We start from the raw sequence: 17,383 nt of genomic DNA, 5'->3' as shown, positions 1-17,383 counted from the left end.
CCCCGCCTTTCCCGCCACCTTTCCAAGCGCCAGGGCCGACCGACATGATCCCCCGCTACTCCCGCCCCGAAATGACCCGCATCTGGGACCCGGAGAACCGGTTCCGCATCTGGTTCGAGATTGAGGCCCACGCCTGCGACGCGCAGGCCAAGCTGGGCGTGATCCCGGCGGACGCCGCCAAGGCCGTATGGGAGCGCGGCGCCTGGGAGATCGACCGCATCGACGAGATCGAGCGCGAGACCAAGCATGACGTCATCGCCTTCCTGACCAATCTGGCAGAACATGTCGGGCCGGAGGCACGCTTCGTCCACCAGGGCATGACCAGTTCCGACGTGCTGGACACTTGTCTGGCGGTGCAGATGACCCAGGCTGCCGACCTGCTGCTAGCCGATTTGGACAAGCTGCTGGACGCGCTGAAGCGCCGCGCGCTGGAACATAAGTATACGGCCACCATTGGCCGCAGCCACGGCATCCATGCCGAACCGACGACGTTCGGCGTGAAGCTGGCCGGCCATTACGCCGCCTTTGCCCGTAACAAGACGCGCCTGCTGGCCGCCCGGGCCGAGATCGCCACCTGCGCCATTTCGGGTGCCGTCGGCACCTTCGCCAATATCGACCCGTTCGTGGAAGAGTATGTGGCGGAGAAGCTGGGCCTGACGGTGGAGCCGCATTCCACCCAGGTGATCCCGCGTGACCGTCACGCCATGTTCTTCGCGACCCTGGGCGTGATTGCCGCCAGCCTTGACAATCTGGCGACCGAAGTCCGCCACCTGCAGCGCAGTGAAGTGCGCGAGGCGGAGGAATATTTCTCGCCCGGCCAGAAGGGCAGCAGCGCCATGCCGCACAAGCGCAATCCGGTGCTGTCGGAGAACCTGTCTGGCCTGAGCCGTATCGTGCGCGGCTATGTCACCCCGGCGCTGGAGAATGTCACGCTGTGGCATGAGCGCGATATCTCGCATTCGTCGGTCGAACGCATGATTGGCCCCGACGCCACCGTGACCTTGGATTTCGCCCTGGTTCGCGCCACGGGCCTGATCGAAAAGCTGGTCGTGTACCCGGAAAACCTCCAGAAGAACCTGGACATGCTGGGCGGCCTGCATAATTCGCAGCGCATGTTGCTGGCCCTGACCCAGGCAGGGATGAGCCGCGAAGACGCCTATCGCGCCGTACAGCGCAATGCCATGCCCGTCTGGCTGGAAGGCAAGGATTTCCGCACCATGCTGAAATCCGATGCGGACGTGATGAAGCACCTGACCGAGGCCGCCATCGACGACGCCTTCGACCTGGGCTACCACACCAAGCATGTGGACACGATTTTCCGCCGCGTGTTTGGCGAGTAAGCGGAGTGCTGGCGGCAGACATGCCGGCCTGACACTTTTGTAAGATTGAGGCCCCCGCACGACAGCAGTGCGGGGGCTTTTTTCTTGGGGTCAGGCTGCCATGAGCGGTGGCGCTGTCTGAGATGAGGCAAAAGTCAGCGACCTAACGCCCCTCCCAATGCATGACAGGGTTGCATCAACCTGGTCAAGTGATCGGGCGGCACAATGAGGCAAACGTCCGTTGGCGGACAGTTCGGCACCCATATCTGTTCATTTTCGGACAATCATCGCGACGTAGTCGTCGTCGATCTGCCATCATTTGGCTTTATTCGTCACTTTATGGCCAAATTCACTCTTGTTGTGCCTATATATTTTCCAGAATATGCAAAAATGCCAGTTGGCACACCCTTTGCTGATACTGGGTCATCGAAAGACACGAACCCACGGAGATGAAGATGACCAGCCTGACGAACCAGATCGAAGCCGCCGACGACAACATTGTGGAAAGCTTCTTCGCCTCGCTGCCGACCGCCGCCGACATGGTCGAAGCGGTCGCTGTTCTGGCCATCGGCGCCCTGATGACGCTCAGCCTGCATGTGATGCTGTAAGCCGGCGATACCTTCCCCCCGACATTATCGAGATCAAGGAGAAACCCCATGTCCGCCTATATCAACGCCGCCGCTCATGACGCTGATGAAGTCCTGTCCGGTTTCGGTGCCTTCCTGAAGGACGGTGTCAGCGCGATCGAAGCCGCCACGGTCCTGTCCGTCGCCGCCTTCATCGCCATGTTCCTGAATACGCTGCTCTGATACGCGGTTCAGTATCCGGAATTCATTGAAGTGTGACCCAGCCTCAGTGCCGGGTCTGGCCCAGAACCCAGGATCCGACAATGGCCGCACTTGAGACGGCCTCCGCTTCCGGGTGGTGCCACTGATAAACCGCCATGGCGACGTCCAGGCAATGCGTATCCGGCACACCACGCGACCGCATTTCGCGATAGGCGCGGGTGACGGCGGAACGGCAGCAATCGCCACTACCCGCCGCCGGATGATCCGCACAGGGCTGGCCCAGAAATTCCTTGGGAATATCCCGGCCCATCGGGTCAGACCTTGGAGCCGTGGCCACCGGGAACATAGGTCCGTTCCACGATGGGACGGTCCTTGCGCACACCATACAGTTCCAGGCGATGACCGATCAGCCGGTAACCCAGCTCGTCGGCGATCTTCTCCTTGATCTTCTCCAGCTCCTCGCTGGAAAACTCCACCACGTCGCCCGTCTGCACATCGATCAGATGGTGGTGATGTTCCTCGCGCGCCTCTTCATAACGGGCGCGGCCATCGCCGAAATCCAGGCGTTCGATGACATTGGCTTCTTCGAACAAGCGCATGGTGCGATAGACAGTGGCGATGGAGATATGCGGATCAATCTCCACGGCCCGCCGGTAAACCTGCTCCACATCCGGGTGGTCTTGGCTGTCCGACAGCACGCGGCTGATGACGCGGCGCTGTTCAGTCATCTTCAGGCCCTTCTGGACGCAAAGCTGTTCGAGGCGGGATGGCATGTCCGTCGTCTCCGATCCGGTTCTCATGGCGAATGATCCGCCAACATATGGACCATCCCGCGCGCCAAGGCGAGGGGGATGGACATACTCATTCGATAAATCCGCCTTATACCTGCGTCAAGGCCGGCTGTTCCTGACCCAACAGCCGCAACAGCGCCGATAGCTGTGCCGGGGTAAGCCGGGCAATATCGCGCGCCAGTAGATTTGCGACCAGCGTATGGTCAGGTGTCAGGCCAGCCGTATCCACTGTTACGCGCGGATCGGATAGGGCCGCGAGCCGCTCTACCGCCTCCGCCGCGTCCCAGATCAGCCCGAAATAGGTGCATATCTGGCGCAGCAGCATGGGAGAGGGCAAACCCTTGTGCCCATGTTCTAAGGCCGACAGATAGGCCGAGGAGATTTCCAGCTCATCCGCCATCTGTTTCAGGCTGACGCTCTTTTCGGCGCGAAGCTGACGGACACGTTCACCAAACGGGGTCATGGGCACCGGACGGAACGACGGGGATCAGGGAGCCGTAGCATAAAGGTCGAAGAGGTGGGCGCAAAGCCCCGGCTTTCCTGCTTCCTTTTTCGCGTCTTTCCTTATTCCAAGTCGATAGGTGCTTGACGCGACCGGCCCCGCCTCTTACAACCTCGCCCCTTTTGCCGGGTTGAAGGGTTCAGGATCATGGTGGCGTGCGGGCTGGATTTCGGCACCTCCAATTCCACGCTCGGCGTGGCGGATGAGGCGGGCAACCGCATGCTGGCACTGGAAGGCGACCATGAGACGCTGCCCAGCGCCATTTTCTTCGATTTCGAGACCCACCGACCCGCCTTTGGCCGTGCCGCCATCAATGCCTATGTGGCGGGTGGCGACGGGCGGCTGATGCGGTCCATCAAATCCGTGCTGGGCACCAGCCTGATCGATGAAGAGACGTTGCTGGGCCGCCGCCGCGTGGGCTTCCGTGAGGTTATCGGCCTGGTCATCCGCCACATCAAGGAAGAGGGTGAGCGGCGGTGCGGTCAGGAGCTGACCCATGTGGTCCATGGCCGCCCTGTGCATTTTGTCGATGGTGACGATGCCGCCGACCAGCGGGCGGAAAACGCGCTGGCCGACATTGCGCGGGCCAGCGGGTTCAAGGATGTCAGCTTTCAATATGAACCGATCGCGGCGGCACTGGCTTATGAAGCGCAGATCAATGCCGAACAGATTGCCTTGATCGCCGATATCGGCGGCGGTACGTCAGACTTTTCCATCGTGCGCATCGGGCCGGACCGGGCACAGCGGGCCGAACGGGCCGATGACATCCTGGCCAATGACGGTCTGCGCATCGGCGGCACCGACTTCGACCGACTGCTGAGCCTGGAGGCGGTGATGCCGCATCTGGGCTACCGCTCCCCCCTGCTGCGCCAGGGGCTGCTGACACCCAACCATCTCTATGTCGACCTAGCGACCTGGGCCAAAATCAACTTCCTCTACAACCCCGCCGTCCTGAGCGATGTCGAACGGCTGGTGAAGGAGGCAAAGCATCCGCAGTTAATCCGGCGGCTAGTGACCGTGCTGGAGGAACATCTGGGCCACGCGCTGGCCATGAAGGTGGAAGAGGCCAAGATCGCCCTATCGGGGGCCAGCACCCATGATATCGATCTGTCGCTGGTCGAGAAGGGTCTGGAGGCCCCGTCAACGCGGGGTCGCCTGGGCGCGGCGGTAGCCGATCCGGTGGAAAGGCTGGCGGCCATGACCAAAGACTGCCTGCGTCAGGCGGGCCTGCGCGGGGATCAGGTCGATGCCATCTTCCTGACCGGTGGTTCCACCCTGCTGCCCGCCGTACGCAGTGCCATCACCGGCGCCGTGCCCGAGGCCCGCATCGTTGAAGGTGACAAGTTCGGTGCCGTCGGCCTGGGCCTGACCATCGAGGCGGGCCGGCGCTACGGGTGATCACATCCCGCCCTGGCTTTTCCCCCCTACAGGCCGCTCACCCATGCCATGCGCGGAGTAGCGGGCGACGGCGTCGAAGGCGGCAGAGCGGAACTGCCGACGCCAGAGGACGTAAGTCACCAGCGCCACCAGCGCGATGAAGGCATAGGGATGGATCATCCAGCCCAGGCTGGCGAAAGCGTAGTAATAGCCGCGCAGGCCGCGGTTGAAGCTGGTGATGGCCAGCGTCATCATCTTGGCCGCCGCCTTGGCCGTCGTCAGCGCCTCTTCCCCCGGGTCCAGCGGCGCGCCGCCGATCAGGGCGATGGTGTAATTGAACTGCCGCACCGCCCAGGTGAACGAGAAGAAGCTATAGACGAAGATGGCCAGCAGCAGCAGCAGCTTGGCCTCGAACACCGTCCGGTCGGTCGGGTTCGTGAAACCCAGTTCCATCACCACCTTGTAGGCACTGTCGGACGAGGCCAACACACCTAACAAGCCAGCCAGCACCAGCACGGTCGTGGAGGCGAAAAAGGAGACGCTGTGGATCAGGTGGCCCATCAGCATGCTGTCCATCACCCGGTTGTCCCGGTACAGCATGTTGGTCATCCAGCGGATGCGGATGCGCAGCATATGCTGGTTCAGGCTGGTGGGTGCCCCCTGGCGGCGGTCGGTCAGCCAGCCATAGCCCCACCAAAGCAGCACGAACCACGCGAAGGCCGCGCCATCAAGCAGCGTCAGAGACGAAAACAGCGGCGGCATGACAAACCCTCAGGCCAGGCGGTAACGCGGTGCCACCAGCCCGTTGAGATAGGTCTTCAACTCGGGCGTCAGCGGCTCGAATTTCACTGACACGGAACGGGTAGTGGCGTCCAGCGCCATAACCCGCGCCTGCACCGGAACCGGGTCACCCGCCCCCGGTGCGGCCACCAGCAGCGTGACCAGTTCGCCTTCCTGATAAAGGGCGGGATCGGCATCGATGGCCAGCCCGCCGAAGGACCAGTTGCGGGTGCGGGCCGTTCCCTTGCGGCTGCCCACGGCCAGGGGCGGCTGCACGAAACGGCGCAGGCGGCGGCGCTGCTTGGCATCGCCATCGCCGGCGCGGGTGGCACCGGCCAGATCTGCACCGCGCATATTGACGCCGGTGACGATGGCGCCCGCCAGATCGGCCTTGCGCAGGATGGCCCCGGACAGGATGGCATTGGTCAGGTCGGCACCCCGCAGGATGGCCCCGTCCAGATTGGCGGGCCAGCTGCGCCCGCCCGAAAGCGTCTTGGCCGTCAGGTCCACGCCGGCCAGATGCGCACCCGACAGGTTGGCCCGGCGCAAGGTGGCCCCCGACAGGACGGACCCGTCCAGCACGGCCTCCGTCAGGTCGCTATAGGACAGATCGGCCATTTCCAGCCGGTTATCGGCCCAGTCGGCAGCAGTCAGACGGCAGCGACGCAGACGGGCACCAGCCAGATTGCGGCCGTGCAGGACCAGCGGGTCAAGTTCCGCCATGTCCAGATCCAGCCGCGCGCCCTTGGCCCCGCCGGTTTCGATCCATTGTTCATGGGCATCAATCATGGCCGACAGTTCCGCCGTCGGGATGCGCCGCCGGCTGGGCGAGGCGATCATAGTCGTCACCCCGTCCGGCAGATGCTTGCCACGCGACAGTATCTCGCTGTCAATCATGGTGCCAGCCAGTTGCGCACCCAACAGATTAGCCCCCGTCAGGTCGACACCCAGCATGACGCACTTGGACAGGTCGGCCCCGGCCAGATCGGCATCCATAAGATCTGCACCCGTCAGGTCGCAGCCCGTCAATTTCGCCGAACACAGGATGGCGCGTTCCAGCCGCGCCTCCGTCAGGACGGCAGCACCGTCACGTTTGGTGGCACCGCTGCTGTCTGACAACGTGCCAGACCGGAAATCCGCACCACGTAGAATGACATCGTTGAGGGTGGCGCGATGCAGATTTGCACCTCGCAGATCGGCGCCAGACAGGTTGGCACTGGTTAGTTCCGCCCCTTCCAGATCGGCGCCGAACAGGTCGGCACGGGCCAAATCTGCACCTTCCAGGTTGCAGCCTGAAAGGTTAGCCCCTGCCAGCTTCGCCTCGGCCAGGCGCGCGCCCTTCAGCGTCAGGCCCGACAGATCCTGGAAAGCCAGTTCGGCACGCCGACCGCCCTTGCCGTCAAGCCATTGACGGTGAAGCTGAAATTCCTTGCGAAGGAATTCCACATCGCGGGCGGGCGTGCTCGTGTTGGTCATTGGTCGTTGGCCCCGGAAACCGGCATTGGTGATTTTGTTATCTGCACCCTACGCTAGAGAATACCGCTCCACAATGCGGCGAAGCGATGTGTTCCGGGAATGGTTGACCCAACCTATTCGTCGCGTATAATACGACCGTTCGTTCTTTTTACATATAACCACTATGGATGCCGACATGACCCGCCGCAGCCGCACCTATGACTGGGATGCTCGCCCGCTGGACCCCGCCCTGCTGACCCACCTGCCAGGGATCGAGATTATCCGGATGATTGCGCGTGGCGACCTGCCGGCACCCAGCATGGCTGCGACCCTGGGCATGGGCCTGCTATTGGGCGAGGTGGAGGAAGGCCGTGTGGTGTTTGAAGGGGAACCGGGCGACCATGTGCTGAACCCGTTGGGCACCGTCCATGGTGGCTTCGCGGCCACGCTGCTGGACAGTGCCATGGGCTGTGCGGTCCATACCATACTTCCCGCCGGGGCTGGATACGGCACCGTAGACCTGAAAGTGAGCTTCCTGCGCCCCATCCTGCGTGATGCCGGCATGGTGCGGGTGGAGGGCAAAGTGATCAATGCCGGTCGCACCCTGATGCTGGCGGAGGGCCGGGTGGTGGGCCGTGACGATGGTAAGCTATATGCCCACGGCACCTGCACCTGCTTCGTCCAAGCCGGAAAATAGGCCGCTTACACTATTATTTATTCATCTTCTAGTAGTCATTCTGCAGGGGCAGCCGGCGGGTTATACATGGACAGGGCGGCAGCGATAATGTCGGCACTGCCCTGCCCGTGCCCTGCCCTGGCATGGCCTTCCTCGGTCGCGGCAACGCGGTAATAGTTCACTAGGAAAACCCGGATCGCCGCCGTCAGGGATGCGGCGGCGGGCTTCCTTTCCACGATGCTGGTGCAGATGTCATGGACGTTATGTCCTTCACGCGCCGCGACATCCGACAGTGCATCCCACATTTCCGGTTCCATGCGCAGGCTGGTGCGCTTGCCCAGAACGACGACGTTGCGGATGACCAGGGTGCTGCTGCCATCGGGCAGGTCTTCACCGGAGAAACGCTTTGAACGCGGCGGCACGGGTGCCTCCCCACTGGACATGAACGGGACATGTCGGCATAAATCAATATGCAGACACATAAACCTATATGTCACGTCATATGACCAGATCAATCAAAATCAATCTTGGGTAAGTTGCACTGGTCGGGGCCCATCGGGCGGACCACAGGCGGGACCGACCAGGGGCGCATCTCTCCCGGTGCGTGGCTTATGGATCATTTCTGGAGGCCGCCAAACACCGGCTAGCAGGCATAAGCGTTGCTCCGGGATTCCAACATTGCCGGCCCGGTTTATAGGAAGTCAGGCTCGCGCCTTATGAATATTCAGTCTGCACGATTGAAATGCGGACGGCATGCCGCGGGCGCCGATTACTCGGTCTCCGCCTCCAGTGCCTCCATATCGGCGTCGCTGAAGCCGAAATGATGCCCGATCTCATGGATCAGGACATGGCGGACCAGATGGTCCAGATCCTCCCCCGTCTCGCACCAGTAATCCAGGATGGGCCGGCGATAGAGAAAGATCAGGTCCGGCTCCAGGCGCGGCTGGGTCACGCTCTGCCAGGGCATGCCCACACCACGGTAAAGGCCCAGCAGGTCGAACGGGCTTTCCAGGCCCATTTCCCGTTCCGTCTCCTCGTCCGGAAAATCCTCCACCCGGATCAGGACATTGCGCACATGGGTACGCAGCGCATCGGGAATGCTGTCGGCGGCGCGGGCGGCGATGATTTCCATCTCTGCCAGGGTCGGGGCGGTGGTGAAGCGGCGAAGCGACGTCATGAGATACCGGTTAGGACAAAGGGTGTCGGGTGGGCGATGGCGGCTTGACGCCGCCGCCGCCCCGGTCCACCTACAGGCCAACAAATCCTGATCAGGAGGAAGAGATGACGCAAGCCCAAACCGGCCGCCCGCCGAAACTGGACAATGATGCCGTGACGGCGTCTCTGGGGTCCCTGCCCGGCTGGACCCTGCGTGCCGATCAGGCCGCCATCGTGAAGACCTTCCGTTTCAAGGACTTCAACGAAGCGTTCGGCTTCATGACGCGCGTCGCCATCCTGGCCGACAAGATCGACCACCATCCCGAATGGTTCAATGTCTATAACCGCGTCGACGTCACGCTGAACACCCACGATGTCGGGGGTATCAGCCGCCTGGACATTGAGATGGCAACCTTCATGGAGCAGGCGGCGCGGTGATTGGCATAACCGCCAGCATCGCCGTCACCAGCTTGGCAGCGTTGCTGGAGGCCAAAGCCATGAATGTTGGGATGCGGTTTTCATCCGGGTCGGCGCCGGCCAGATCGGACACGGACCGGAAGATGATGTAGGGCACGCCATTCTGTTCAGCGACCAGCGCCACGGCGGCACTTTCCATATCCACCACCTTGGCCCCGATGGTGCCGTTCAGATAGGCGCGCCAGCCGGCATTGTCCATGAAGGCGGGGCCCGACACCCCGTCCCCACCCATGACAATCTTGGGACTTGTCTCAAGGCAGGTCTTGTTTGCAGCGCACTTGTCCAACTTCACCCCGGCCACCGCCTTTTCGGCCAAGGCCATCAGACCGGCATCCGCCTCGAACCAGAATTTACGGATTGGTTCGGCCTTTCCAGGTACGCGGACATAGGCGTTGGAGGGCTGGATCACGCCATAGGCGGGATAAGGCAGGCTGGCCCAGGGCACGGGCTTCAGGGTTCCGTCCGCGCCTTCGCGTACGAAATGACTTTCCAAATATTGGCCCCAGCGGCGGGGCACGGCCACGTCACCAATATGCAGATGCGGGTCAAGACCGCCGGCAATGCCGCTGAACAGCAAGGCGTCGACCTTGAACCGGTCAAGCAGCATCTGCGTTGTCATGGCGGCATTCACCATGCTGACGCCCGACAGGACCAGCACCACTGGGCGTCCTGCCAATGTGCCCAGCGTGAAATCCACGCCATGCACAGAGATCACCTTCTTATCCTTGGTACTGGCCAGCAGGGTGACAAGTTCTGGCGCGAAGGCCGACATCACCGCCGTGCGCGGTGTCGCGTCCAGCAATTCTGCCCGTGCTGGCGCCAGCAGCAGCAGGAAAGCCAGAAGGGCGGGGATCAGCCGGATCATGGGACGCCATCTATGTTGCAGTGCGGGATGGGCATGGTGGCGGCAGACAACGAGATCGTCAACCGCCACCATCCGGATCAGGCTTTCTTGATCCAAGCCTCAACCTGTTCACCCAGCACATCCAGCGGTACCGCCCCGGTGCGCAGCACCAGATCATGGAAGGCGCGCAGGTCGAACTTCGCCCCCAGCGCCTGTTTCGCCTGATCGCGCAGGTCCAGGATCTTCAGCATGCCGACATAGTAGCTGGTGGCCTGACCGGGATTAACGATGTAGCGGTCGATCTCGCGGATCACCTGCTCCCGGTTCAGCGGCGTGTTGGTCACGAAATAATCGATGGCCTGTTCACGGGTCCAGCGCTTGGCATGGATGCCGCTATCCACGACCAGCCGCACCGCCCGCCAGACCTGTGTCGTCAGGCGACCGAAATCAGCATAGGGGTCCTGGTAGAAGCCATATTCCTTGGGCAGGCGTTCGGCATACAGGCCCCAGCCCTCGATATAGGCGCCAAAGAAGCTGTAGCGCCGGAAATCCGGCACATCACCCAGTTCCTGGGAAATGGCGATCTGCATGTGATGGCCGGGGATCGCCTCGTGATAGACGATGGCATCGGCCTGCCATTTCGCCATTTCCCGCATATTGGCAAGGTTGGCGTAGAAGATGCCGGGCCGCGATCCATCGGGCGAGGGCGGGTTATAGAAGGCCGGCGGGGCCGATTTTTCCCGATAGGGCTCCACCCGCTTCACGATGACCGGCGCCTTGGGCTTGGTGATGAACCATTCGTCCAGGCGCTTGGTGTAATCCGCGATCAGCTTCTCGCAATGGGCCAGATAGGCGGCGCGACCGGCATCGTCGCCACTGAAATAGAATTTCGGATCATTGCGCAGATGTTCGAAGAATTCCGGCAGGCTGCCGTGGAATTCCACCTGACGCATGATGCCCTGCATGTCCTTTTGCAGCAGCGCCACATGCTTCAGACCCAGTTCGTGGATCTGATCCGGGCTCATGTCAGTGGTGGTGCTGTTCTTCACGCAGAACCGGTAATAGGCATCGCCATCCGGCAGCTTCCAGACACCGTCATCATGAGTGGCCGCCGCCTCCAGCTTGGCCACGGCGGCGTCCAGCGCCTCATAGGCGGGCTTGACCTTGGTGGTCAGGATACGAGCGGCCTCCGCCACCAGCTTATCCTTCTCACCCTGCGCAATGGTAAGGGCGCCGACCTTCTTCTTGAAATCGGCATAAAGCGCGCTGTCCGGGCCCTGATCGAACGGGGCGCCAGTGATGACGGAGCGGATATCGGGCCGCATCTTGGCCAGCGAGAATTTGGGCGGCGCCACGCCGCGCGCGGCGGCATCTTCCCCGCGCCGGATGACATTCTGGATGACGGCGGACACGCCGTTCAGACGGGCCAGATAGGCCCGCGCATCGGCGACATCGTCAATCCGGTGCTGATTGGCCAGGAAGCTGGGGATGCCGGAGTGACGGCCATAGAGATGGTTGATCGGATAGCGGTGATTGCGCCAGCGATGCGCCTCAATCTCCGCCTCGCACTGCGCCTCGAACAGGCGGAAATTCAACCGGTCGGTGGCGCCCAGCTGGCCGGCATCCCAACCCTGGCGCAACAGATCCAGCGCCTGACGGGTGCGGGCGATAGAAGCGTCGGCAAAGGCATCTCTGCCGTCGTCCCAGCGGTCATAGCCGGTCTTGCGACCGCGCTGCGTCTGGGTTTCCGGCGACAGGGACAGGTCGGCCTCATACACCTCTGCAAAGAACGCGTGGAGGGCAGCGGCATCACCCCTGTTCTTCGGTTTGGCCGCATCCGTCAGCGACAAGGGACCGGGCAGGCCCTGCGCGACGGCGAGCAGCGGGGTGGTAGCAACAAGCGCCAGACCGGCCGAACCGGCCAGAAACTGACGACGGGAAAGGCGGTGACGCATGGATCGCTGTTCCATTCTTGTTATCGTGATCAGGTCCGATGTTTCATGTGAAACATCGTCGGTAATGCATCCTTCACGACGCCAGCCAGGCGGCGTTTTTTATCCCCTTCACAAAGGCTTCATGTGCCGTCAGTTCATCGGGCAAAGGTGCATGCGGGCGCGGCGGGCGGGTGGTGCGGACAACCCGGGCAGGGCCGGCATCCAGCCCCGTCTGGACCGCTGCGGGACCCCCGGCCAGCACCAGATCGGGCTGACGACCGCCCATCAGTTCCAGATAGACCTCGGCCAGCAACTGGCTGTCCAGTAGCGCGCCATGCAGGGTCCGGTTGGAATTGTCGATTTCAAACCGGCGGCAAAGCGCGTCCAGGCTGGCCGGCGCGCCGGGGAAGCGCTTGCGCGCGATCTTGACGGTATCGACGACCGGATTGGTCAGCTTCGGCATGCCGATCCGCACCAATTCCATGTTCAGGAAGCCGATATCGAACGTGGCATTATGGATCACCAGCTGCGCATCGCCGATGAAATCCAGGAAATCCCCGACAACGGCGGGAAAGACCGGTTTGTCAGACAGGAAAGAGGATGACAGGCCGTGCACCGCCTCAGCCTCTGCCGGCATGTCGCGCTCGGGGTTCAGATAGGCGTGGTAATGCTGTCCCGTGGCGATGTGGTTAAATAACTCCACACAGCCGATTTCAACGATGCGGTCGCCGTTCAGCGGGTCGATGCCCGTGGTTTCGGTGTCGAGAACGATCTCGCGCATGGGCGTTAAACCTTTCGTGTCGGCGACCAGACGCGGCCCTGACGCTGTTTCATGGCCACCACGATGCGGCGCAGGTGCAGCAGCGTCAAGCGTCGGCCCAAACCTGTCGGCACGACAAAATCCGCCCGCCGGCGTTTTTCCGCATCCGGCACCTGCCGCGCCAGAATATTGGCCAGTTTCGCGGCATTCATGCCGGGTCGGGCCAGCACGCGCTGACGCTGCAGCCAGGCGGGTGCCGTCACAACGATCACCGCATCCACTCGCTGCTCCCCCTTTGTTTCATAGAGAAGGGGGATGTCCATGACGGCCACGGGCACACCACGCCGGGCGCAGCGTTTCAGGAAGTCATCGGCATCGGCACGGGTCAGCGGATGCACCGCCGCCTCCAGCCGTTTCAGGGCGTCAGGCCGACCCAGCACAGCGGTGGCCAGGGCGGCCCGGTCCACAGACCCGTTCTTCACCACATCAGGAAACAGGCCTTGGATGGCCGGAACAGCCTTGCCACCCCGCGCATAAAGCTTGTGGACACTGGCATCGGCATCATGGACGGGACAACCCAGGCGGCGCAGCATGCTGGCCGCCGTGGACTTTCCCATGCCAATGGAACCGGTCAGGCCCAGGATGATCATCGCGGGTCCAGTACGAAGCGCCTCAGATCGTCCGTCACCTGAGGATCAGTGCCAAACCAGGCGTGAAAGCCAGGCCGGGCCTGATGCAGCAACATGCCCAGCCCATCCACGACGGGATTTCCCCGCGCAGCGGCGGCGGCCAATAAGGGCGTCACCAACGGGACATAGACGATATCAGTGACCAGGGCATCGGTCGGCAGGGCGGACAGGTCGATCTCCAGGGGCGGATAGCCATTCATGCCCTGGCTGGTGGAATTGACCAGCAGCACGGCACCATCCAGTGCCACATCGCGCCCATCCCAAGCCCCAACCATGATGCGCGGATCACCCAGATCGGCCGCGATTTCGGCGGCCCGTGCCTGGGTACGGTTCAACAGCCGGATTTCGGGGGCACCAGCATCCAACAGCGCCACTACGACGGCCCGCGCCGCACCTCCGGCCCCCAGCACCACCGACGGACCGCGTGTGACGGACCAGGTGGCCGGTGCGGTGGCCACCAGGTTTTCCCAAAAGCCGAAAGCATCCGTGTTCGCACCTTCCAGGGTGCCATCCTCGGCAACGATGATGGTATTGACGGCGCCGATGCGCCGGGCGTTGCTGTCCAGCCGGTCAACAATACGGAAAGCCACCTCCTTGTGCGGGATGGTGACGTTGCAGCCCTGGAACCCCATCGCCGGTAACGCCCTGATGGCCTGTTCTGTCCGGTCCGGCGGCACCGCCAGCGGCACATAGGCGCCGTCGATCCCGTAATGGCGTAGCCAGAACCCGTGCAGCAGCGGGCTGCGCGAATGACCAACGGGCCAGCCCATGACACCGGCGATCAGCCCCTTGCCTGTCAACATTCAGATATTCTCCTGTCAGGCCGGCAGCAGCTTGCGCACGCGCAGGAAATCCAGCAGCGGCAGCAGGGGCAGGCCCTGGATGGTGAAATGATCGCCCTTCACCTTGTTGAACAGCTGCGCTCCCAGCCCTTCCACCTGATAGGAGCCGGCACAGGACAGGACAGCATCACCGGCTGCATCAAGGTATCGCTCGATAAAGGCATCCGACATGGCGCGCATGCTCAGGGTGGCATGGTCGATATGGTGCCAGACACGGGTACCATTATGGAACACAACGACAGCGGAATAGAGTGTGTGTGTACGCCCCGACAGCAGACGCAAATGGTTGGCGGCGTTGGCCCGGTCCACCGGTTTGTCGAACCAGCGGCCATCGCATTCCAGCATCTGGTCGCCGCCCACGACATAGGCGCCCACATATTTGCGCGCCAGTTTAGAGGCCTTCAGATCGGCCAGGGCTTCCGCCACCTCCGGCGGCTTCATGCCGGCGGCCTTTCCGGACAACTTAATCTCTTCCTCATCCACCCGTGCTGCCTCAGCATGAACCTCCACACCAGCGGCTTCCAGCATGCGGCGGCGCGAGGTGCTGGCAGAGGCCAGGATGATGGGTTCGCTCGTGAGAAAGGCCGGCATCACTCGTCACCCTTGATACTGTCGATGGCGGCAGCGGCCTGTGGCCGGCGGCGAGCAAACAGCATCATCACCTCTGCCGCCGTCTCTTCGATCGACCGGCGGGAGACATCGATGACGGCCCAGCCCTTGCGTGTGAACAAGCGTCGGGCCTCCAGCAATTCCTCCCGCACCCGTTCGGGATCGGTATAGGAGGTGTCGTCGCCCTGGTTCAGCAGTTTCAGGCGGTTACGCCGGATCTGCACCAGCCGTTCAGGGTCCTTGGTCAGACCCACGATCAAGGGCCGGGTCAGTTGATCCAGCTCCGGCGGCAAGGGACAGCCGGGGACATAGGGGATATTGGCGGCCTTAATGCCGCGATTGGCCAGATAGATGCAGGTCGGCGTCTTTGATGTCCGACTGACACCCACCAGGATCACGTCGGCGTCATGCAGACCCCAGGCGCTTTGCCCATCATCATGGTTGAGGGCAAAATCCATGGCGTCGATGCGACCGAAATACTCAGCGGTCAGCGCATGCTGACGTCCAGGCTTCGACTGGCTCTGCAGGCCCAGATAATTGCCCAGTGCATTGATCAGCGGGTCCAGAACGGAAATGCTGGGGATGCCCAGTTCCCGACAGGTATCCTGCAGCTTATGGCGCAGCTTCTCGTTCACGAGCGTGAACATCACCAAGCCCGGATGCTCCCGGATACCCTCCAGCACCATATCCAGCTGCCGTTCGGTGCGAACCAAATTCCAGAAATGCTCCACAGGGTGCACCTGATCGAATTGGCTGACGCAGGCGCGGGCGACGGAATTGATCGTCTCCCCCGTCGCATCGGAAACCAGATGCAGATGGAAGTTCCTGGGTACGGACGGCGGCTTGATATGGCCGCCATGATGATCGCCGGGGTGCATCCTGTGGACCGCTCCTGGGGATATGTCGGGGACGGATGTGCGTGAACGGGCAGAAAAGGCGTAGCCGGGCTTTTCCATCCCTGGCAAGCCCGTACTTATCTGCCCAGCTGCCCGATCTGGGATTAACTCTGCTTGTTTGCCTGAGAATCAAGGACGAATCGGCTGGGATAGATGGATTGTCCCCATATCGCAATGATCCCTGTGAAACCAGCATTTCCGCGCCTTTTGCAGCAAACTCCATAAAGTTTTCCACAATTTTTTTCCACACCCTGCGCGATACATCCTGATTGTGGACAAAAATGCGGACAAACATGAATTAACGTTATCCACAGGACCCACTACCTCCTCAATCCTTTCTATAAAAAAGTTAAGTTTTAAGAGAGGGGTTAGGATAAGGTTTGGCACGTTCTGCATTCGTGACCTGGGTTGGATACATGACCGCCACCTCCGCCGTTCCGCAAAAGAAGATGCTGGCCGCGCTGGCCGGCGTGCCCCAAACGCCGCCGCCCTTCTGGCTGATGCGGCAGGCGGGGCGGTATCTGCCTGAATATCGGCAGGTTCGGACGCAGGCGGGCGGCTTCCTGGACCTGTGCATGAACCCGGAACTCGCCTGTGAAGTGACGCTGCAGCCGCTGCGTCGCTATGGCATGGATGCAGCCATCCTGTTCTCCGACATTCTGATAATTCCGCACGCTCTGGGACAGGGTCTGCGGTTCGCGGAAGGTGAAGGCCCGGTGTTGGACGCGATCCGGGATCAGCAAGGCCTGCTGAAACTGGATCTGGACGGGCTTCATCGTAAAGCGGCGCCCGTGTACGAGACGGTTTCACGCATTCGGGCCTCCTTGGATGAACGGACAGCCCTGATTGGGTTCGCCGGCTCGCCATGGACCGTCGCTTGCTACATGGTTGAAGGGGGCGGATCGAAGGAGTATGCGCATGTGAAGCGCTTTGCCTATACCGACCCTGTGGGTTTCAACCGCCTGATTGATATCCTGGTCGAGGCGACGGTTGAATATCTGTCGATGCAGATTAAGGCGGGCGCTGAACTTGTGCAGTTGTTCGACAGCTGGGCCGGCGCCCTGTCCGCCGCCGATTTCCAGCGCTTTGTCGTGGCCCCGACGCGGCGAATCACGGCGGCGCTGAAGGAACGGCATCCGGGCACGCCCATCATTGGCTTCCCCCGCATGGCCGGCCTGAACCTGGAAGGCTTTGTCGAGCAGGCGGGCGTTGATGCCGTGTCGCTGGACCCCGGTGTGCCGGCTGCCTGGGCAGCACAGCATCTGCAGGGCAAGGTCGCCGTGCAGGGTAATCTGGACCCTGTCCTGCTGATCGCCGGTGGGGAGGAGATGGATCACGCCGTCCTTGATCTGCTGGAAACTCTTGGCAACGGACCCTTCATTTTCAACCTGGGTCACGGGATCATCAAGGAAACACCGCCGGAAAACGTATCTCGTTTGGCTGGGTTGATCCGAGACTGGAAGCCTGCCACAAGGGATTGATTCCGCGA

General features: G+C 62.1%; 21 protein-coding genes. 7 read left to right on the top strand and 14 right to left on the bottom strand.

Translation table 11 applies throughout. The features are described 5' to 3' along the window. Positions 1-44: 44 nt before the first annotated feature. The 3 genes from purB to C0V82_RS26885 all read left to right on the top strand — a co-directional run bounded on the left by purB (position 45) and on the right by C0V82_RS26885 (position 2,128). Positions 45-1,340, top strand: a complete 1,296-nt coding sequence (gene purB / locus C0V82_RS12120; protein WP_102112567.1) for an adenylosuccinate lyase — start codon at positions 45-47, stop codon at positions 1,338-1,340. Positions 1,341-1,774: 434 nt separating this feature from the next. Next, positions 1,775-1,927 (top strand): hypothetical protein, encoded by a 153-nt coding sequence (locus C0V82_RS26890; RefSeq protein ID WP_158659889.1) that lies wholly within the window; start codon positions 1,775-1,777, stop codon positions 1,925-1,927. Between the two features lie 48 nt (positions 1,928-1,975). Beyond that, a complete protein-coding gene (locus tag C0V82_RS26885) occupies positions 1,976-2,128 on the top strand; it encodes a hypothetical protein (RefSeq protein WP_158659888.1) in 153 nt (50 codons plus the stop codon). A 43-nt stretch (positions 2,129-2,171) separates the two neighbouring features. Here the strand turns inward: C0V82_RS26885 and C0V82_RS12115 are convergent, their stop codons facing one another. From C0V82_RS12115 to C0V82_RS12105, 3 genes are all read right to left on the bottom strand, one after another. Further along, positions 2,172-2,417, bottom strand: a complete 246-nt coding sequence (locus tag C0V82_RS12115) for a hypothetical protein (protein WP_102112566.1) — start codon at positions 2,415-2,417, stop codon at positions 2,172-2,174. A 4-nt stretch (positions 2,418-2,421) separates the two neighbouring features. Then, on the bottom strand, positions 2,422-2,880 hold the full coding sequence (locus C0V82_RS12110) for a Fur family transcriptional regulator (protein WP_054168009.1): 459 nt from the start codon (positions 2,878-2,880) through the stop codon (positions 2,422-2,424). A 106-nt stretch (positions 2,881-2,986) separates the two neighbouring features. Further along, positions 2,987-3,361, bottom strand: coding sequence for a helix-turn-helix domain-containing protein (locus C0V82_RS12105; protein ID WP_102112565.1), 375 nt, complete (start codon positions 3,359-3,361; stop codon positions 2,987-2,989). Positions 3,362-3,547: 186 nt separating this feature from the next. Here C0V82_RS12105 and C0V82_RS12100 point away from each other — a divergent pair, with 186 nt between their 5' ends. Beyond that, positions 3,548-4,798: an Hsp70 family protein gene (locus C0V82_RS12100; protein WP_102112564.1), complete on the top strand. Its 1,251-nt coding sequence runs from the start codon at positions 3,548-3,550 to the stop codon at positions 4,796-4,798. Here the strand turns inward: C0V82_RS12100 and C0V82_RS12095 are convergent, their stop codons facing one another. Both C0V82_RS12095 and C0V82_RS12090 read right to left on the bottom strand, forming a co-directional pair. Then, a complete protein-coding gene (locus tag C0V82_RS12095; protein WP_102112563.1) occupies positions 4,799-5,539 on the bottom strand; it encodes a DUF599 domain-containing protein in 741 nt (246 codons plus the stop codon). It abuts the gene before it with no gap. A 9-nt stretch (positions 5,540-5,548) separates the two neighbouring features. After that, positions 5,549-7,033: a pentapeptide repeat-containing protein gene (locus C0V82_RS12090; protein ID WP_102112562.1), complete on the bottom strand. Its 1,485-nt coding sequence runs from the start codon at positions 7,031-7,033 to the stop codon at positions 5,549-5,551. A gap of 175 nt (positions 7,034-7,208) precedes the next feature. Here C0V82_RS12090 and C0V82_RS12085 point away from each other — a divergent pair, with 175 nt between their 5' ends. Next, the gene (locus C0V82_RS12085; RefSeq protein WP_102113402.1) at positions 7,209-7,709 is read left to right on the top strand and encodes a PaaI family thioesterase; all 501 of its coding nucleotides are present in this window, start codon (positions 7,209-7,211) and stop codon (positions 7,707-7,709) included. A 35-nt stretch (positions 7,710-7,744) separates the two neighbouring features. Here the strand turns inward: C0V82_RS12085 and C0V82_RS12080 are convergent, their stop codons facing one another. Together C0V82_RS12080 and C0V82_RS12075 are read right to left on the bottom strand one after the other, a co-directional pair. Next, positions 7,745-8,110, bottom strand: coding sequence for a ribbon-helix-helix domain-containing protein (locus C0V82_RS12080; RefSeq protein ID WP_199772404.1), 366 nt, complete (start codon positions 8,108-8,110; stop codon positions 7,745-7,747). A 347-nt stretch (positions 8,111-8,457) separates the two neighbouring features. Then, positions 8,458-8,865, bottom strand: a complete 408-nt coding sequence (locus C0V82_RS12075; protein ID WP_102112560.1) for a metallopeptidase family protein — start codon at positions 8,863-8,865, stop codon at positions 8,458-8,460. A gap of 104 nt (positions 8,866-8,969) precedes the next feature. Between C0V82_RS12075 and C0V82_RS12070 the strand changes: the two genes are divergently transcribed. Beyond that, positions 8,970-9,281, top strand: coding sequence for a 4a-hydroxytetrahydrobiopterin dehydratase (locus tag C0V82_RS12070; protein WP_102112559.1), 312 nt, complete (start codon positions 8,970-8,972; stop codon positions 9,279-9,281). Here the strand turns inward: C0V82_RS12070 and C0V82_RS12065 are convergent. The 7 genes from C0V82_RS12065 to C0V82_RS12035 all read right to left on the bottom strand — a co-directional run bounded on the left by C0V82_RS12065 (position 9,259) and on the right by C0V82_RS12035 (position 15,876). Next, complete coding sequence (locus tag C0V82_RS12065) at positions 9,259-10,185, bottom strand: 5'-methylthioadenosine/S-adenosylhomocysteine nucleosidase (protein ID WP_199772403.1); 927 nt, start codon at positions 10,183-10,185, stop codon at positions 9,259-9,261. The genes C0V82_RS12070 and C0V82_RS12065 overlap by 23 nt on opposite strands. Before the next feature lie 77 nt (positions 10,186-10,262). Next, positions 10,263-12,119, bottom strand: coding sequence for a DUF885 domain-containing protein (locus C0V82_RS12060; protein WP_158659887.1), 1,857 nt, complete (start codon positions 12,117-12,119; stop codon positions 10,263-10,265). Between the two features lie 73 nt (positions 12,120-12,192). Continuing rightward, the gene (gene dnaQ, locus C0V82_RS12055) at positions 12,193-12,879 is read right to left on the bottom strand and encodes a DNA polymerase III subunit epsilon (RefSeq protein WP_102112557.1); all 687 of its coding nucleotides are present in this window, start codon (positions 12,877-12,879) and stop codon (positions 12,193-12,195) included. 5 nt (positions 12,880-12,884) lie between these two features. Beyond that, positions 12,885-13,508, bottom strand: coding sequence for a dephospho-CoA kinase (coaE, locus tag C0V82_RS12050; RefSeq protein WP_102112556.1), 624 nt, complete (start codon positions 13,506-13,508; stop codon positions 12,885-12,887). Then, a complete protein-coding gene (locus C0V82_RS12045; RefSeq protein ID WP_102112555.1) occupies positions 13,505-14,350 on the bottom strand; it encodes a shikimate dehydrogenase in 846 nt (281 codons plus the stop codon). Before C0V82_RS12045 ends, coaE begins: the two co-directional genes overlap by 4 nt. 15 nt (positions 14,351-14,365) lie before the next feature. After that, positions 14,366-14,980, bottom strand: a complete 615-nt coding sequence (locus C0V82_RS12040; protein ID WP_102112554.1) for a Maf family protein — start codon at positions 14,978-14,980, stop codon at positions 14,366-14,368. Next, a complete protein-coding gene (locus C0V82_RS12035) occupies positions 14,980-15,876 on the bottom strand; it encodes a pyruvate, water dikinase regulatory protein (protein WP_054168022.1) in 897 nt (298 codons plus the stop codon). The genes C0V82_RS12040 and C0V82_RS12035 overlap by 1 nt, the downstream gene beginning before the upstream one ends. Positions 15,877-16,310: 434 nt before the next feature. Between C0V82_RS12035 and hemE the strand changes: the two genes are divergently transcribed. Beyond that, entirely contained in the window at positions 16,311-17,375 is a 1,065-nt protein-coding gene (gene hemE, locus C0V82_RS12030; protein WP_188595148.1) for a uroporphyrinogen decarboxylase, read from the top strand. Positions 17,376-17,383: the final 8 nt, after the last annotated feature.

The organism is Niveispirillum cyanobacteriorum (genome assembly GCF_002868735.1).
Taxonomy (GTDB): domain Bacteria; phylum Pseudomonadota; class Alphaproteobacteria; order Azospirillales; family Azospirillaceae; genus Niveispirillum; species Niveispirillum cyanobacteriorum.
The sequence above is the reverse complement of the archived record's forward strand: the minus strand, read 5'-3'. Positions and strand labels throughout refer to the sequence as shown.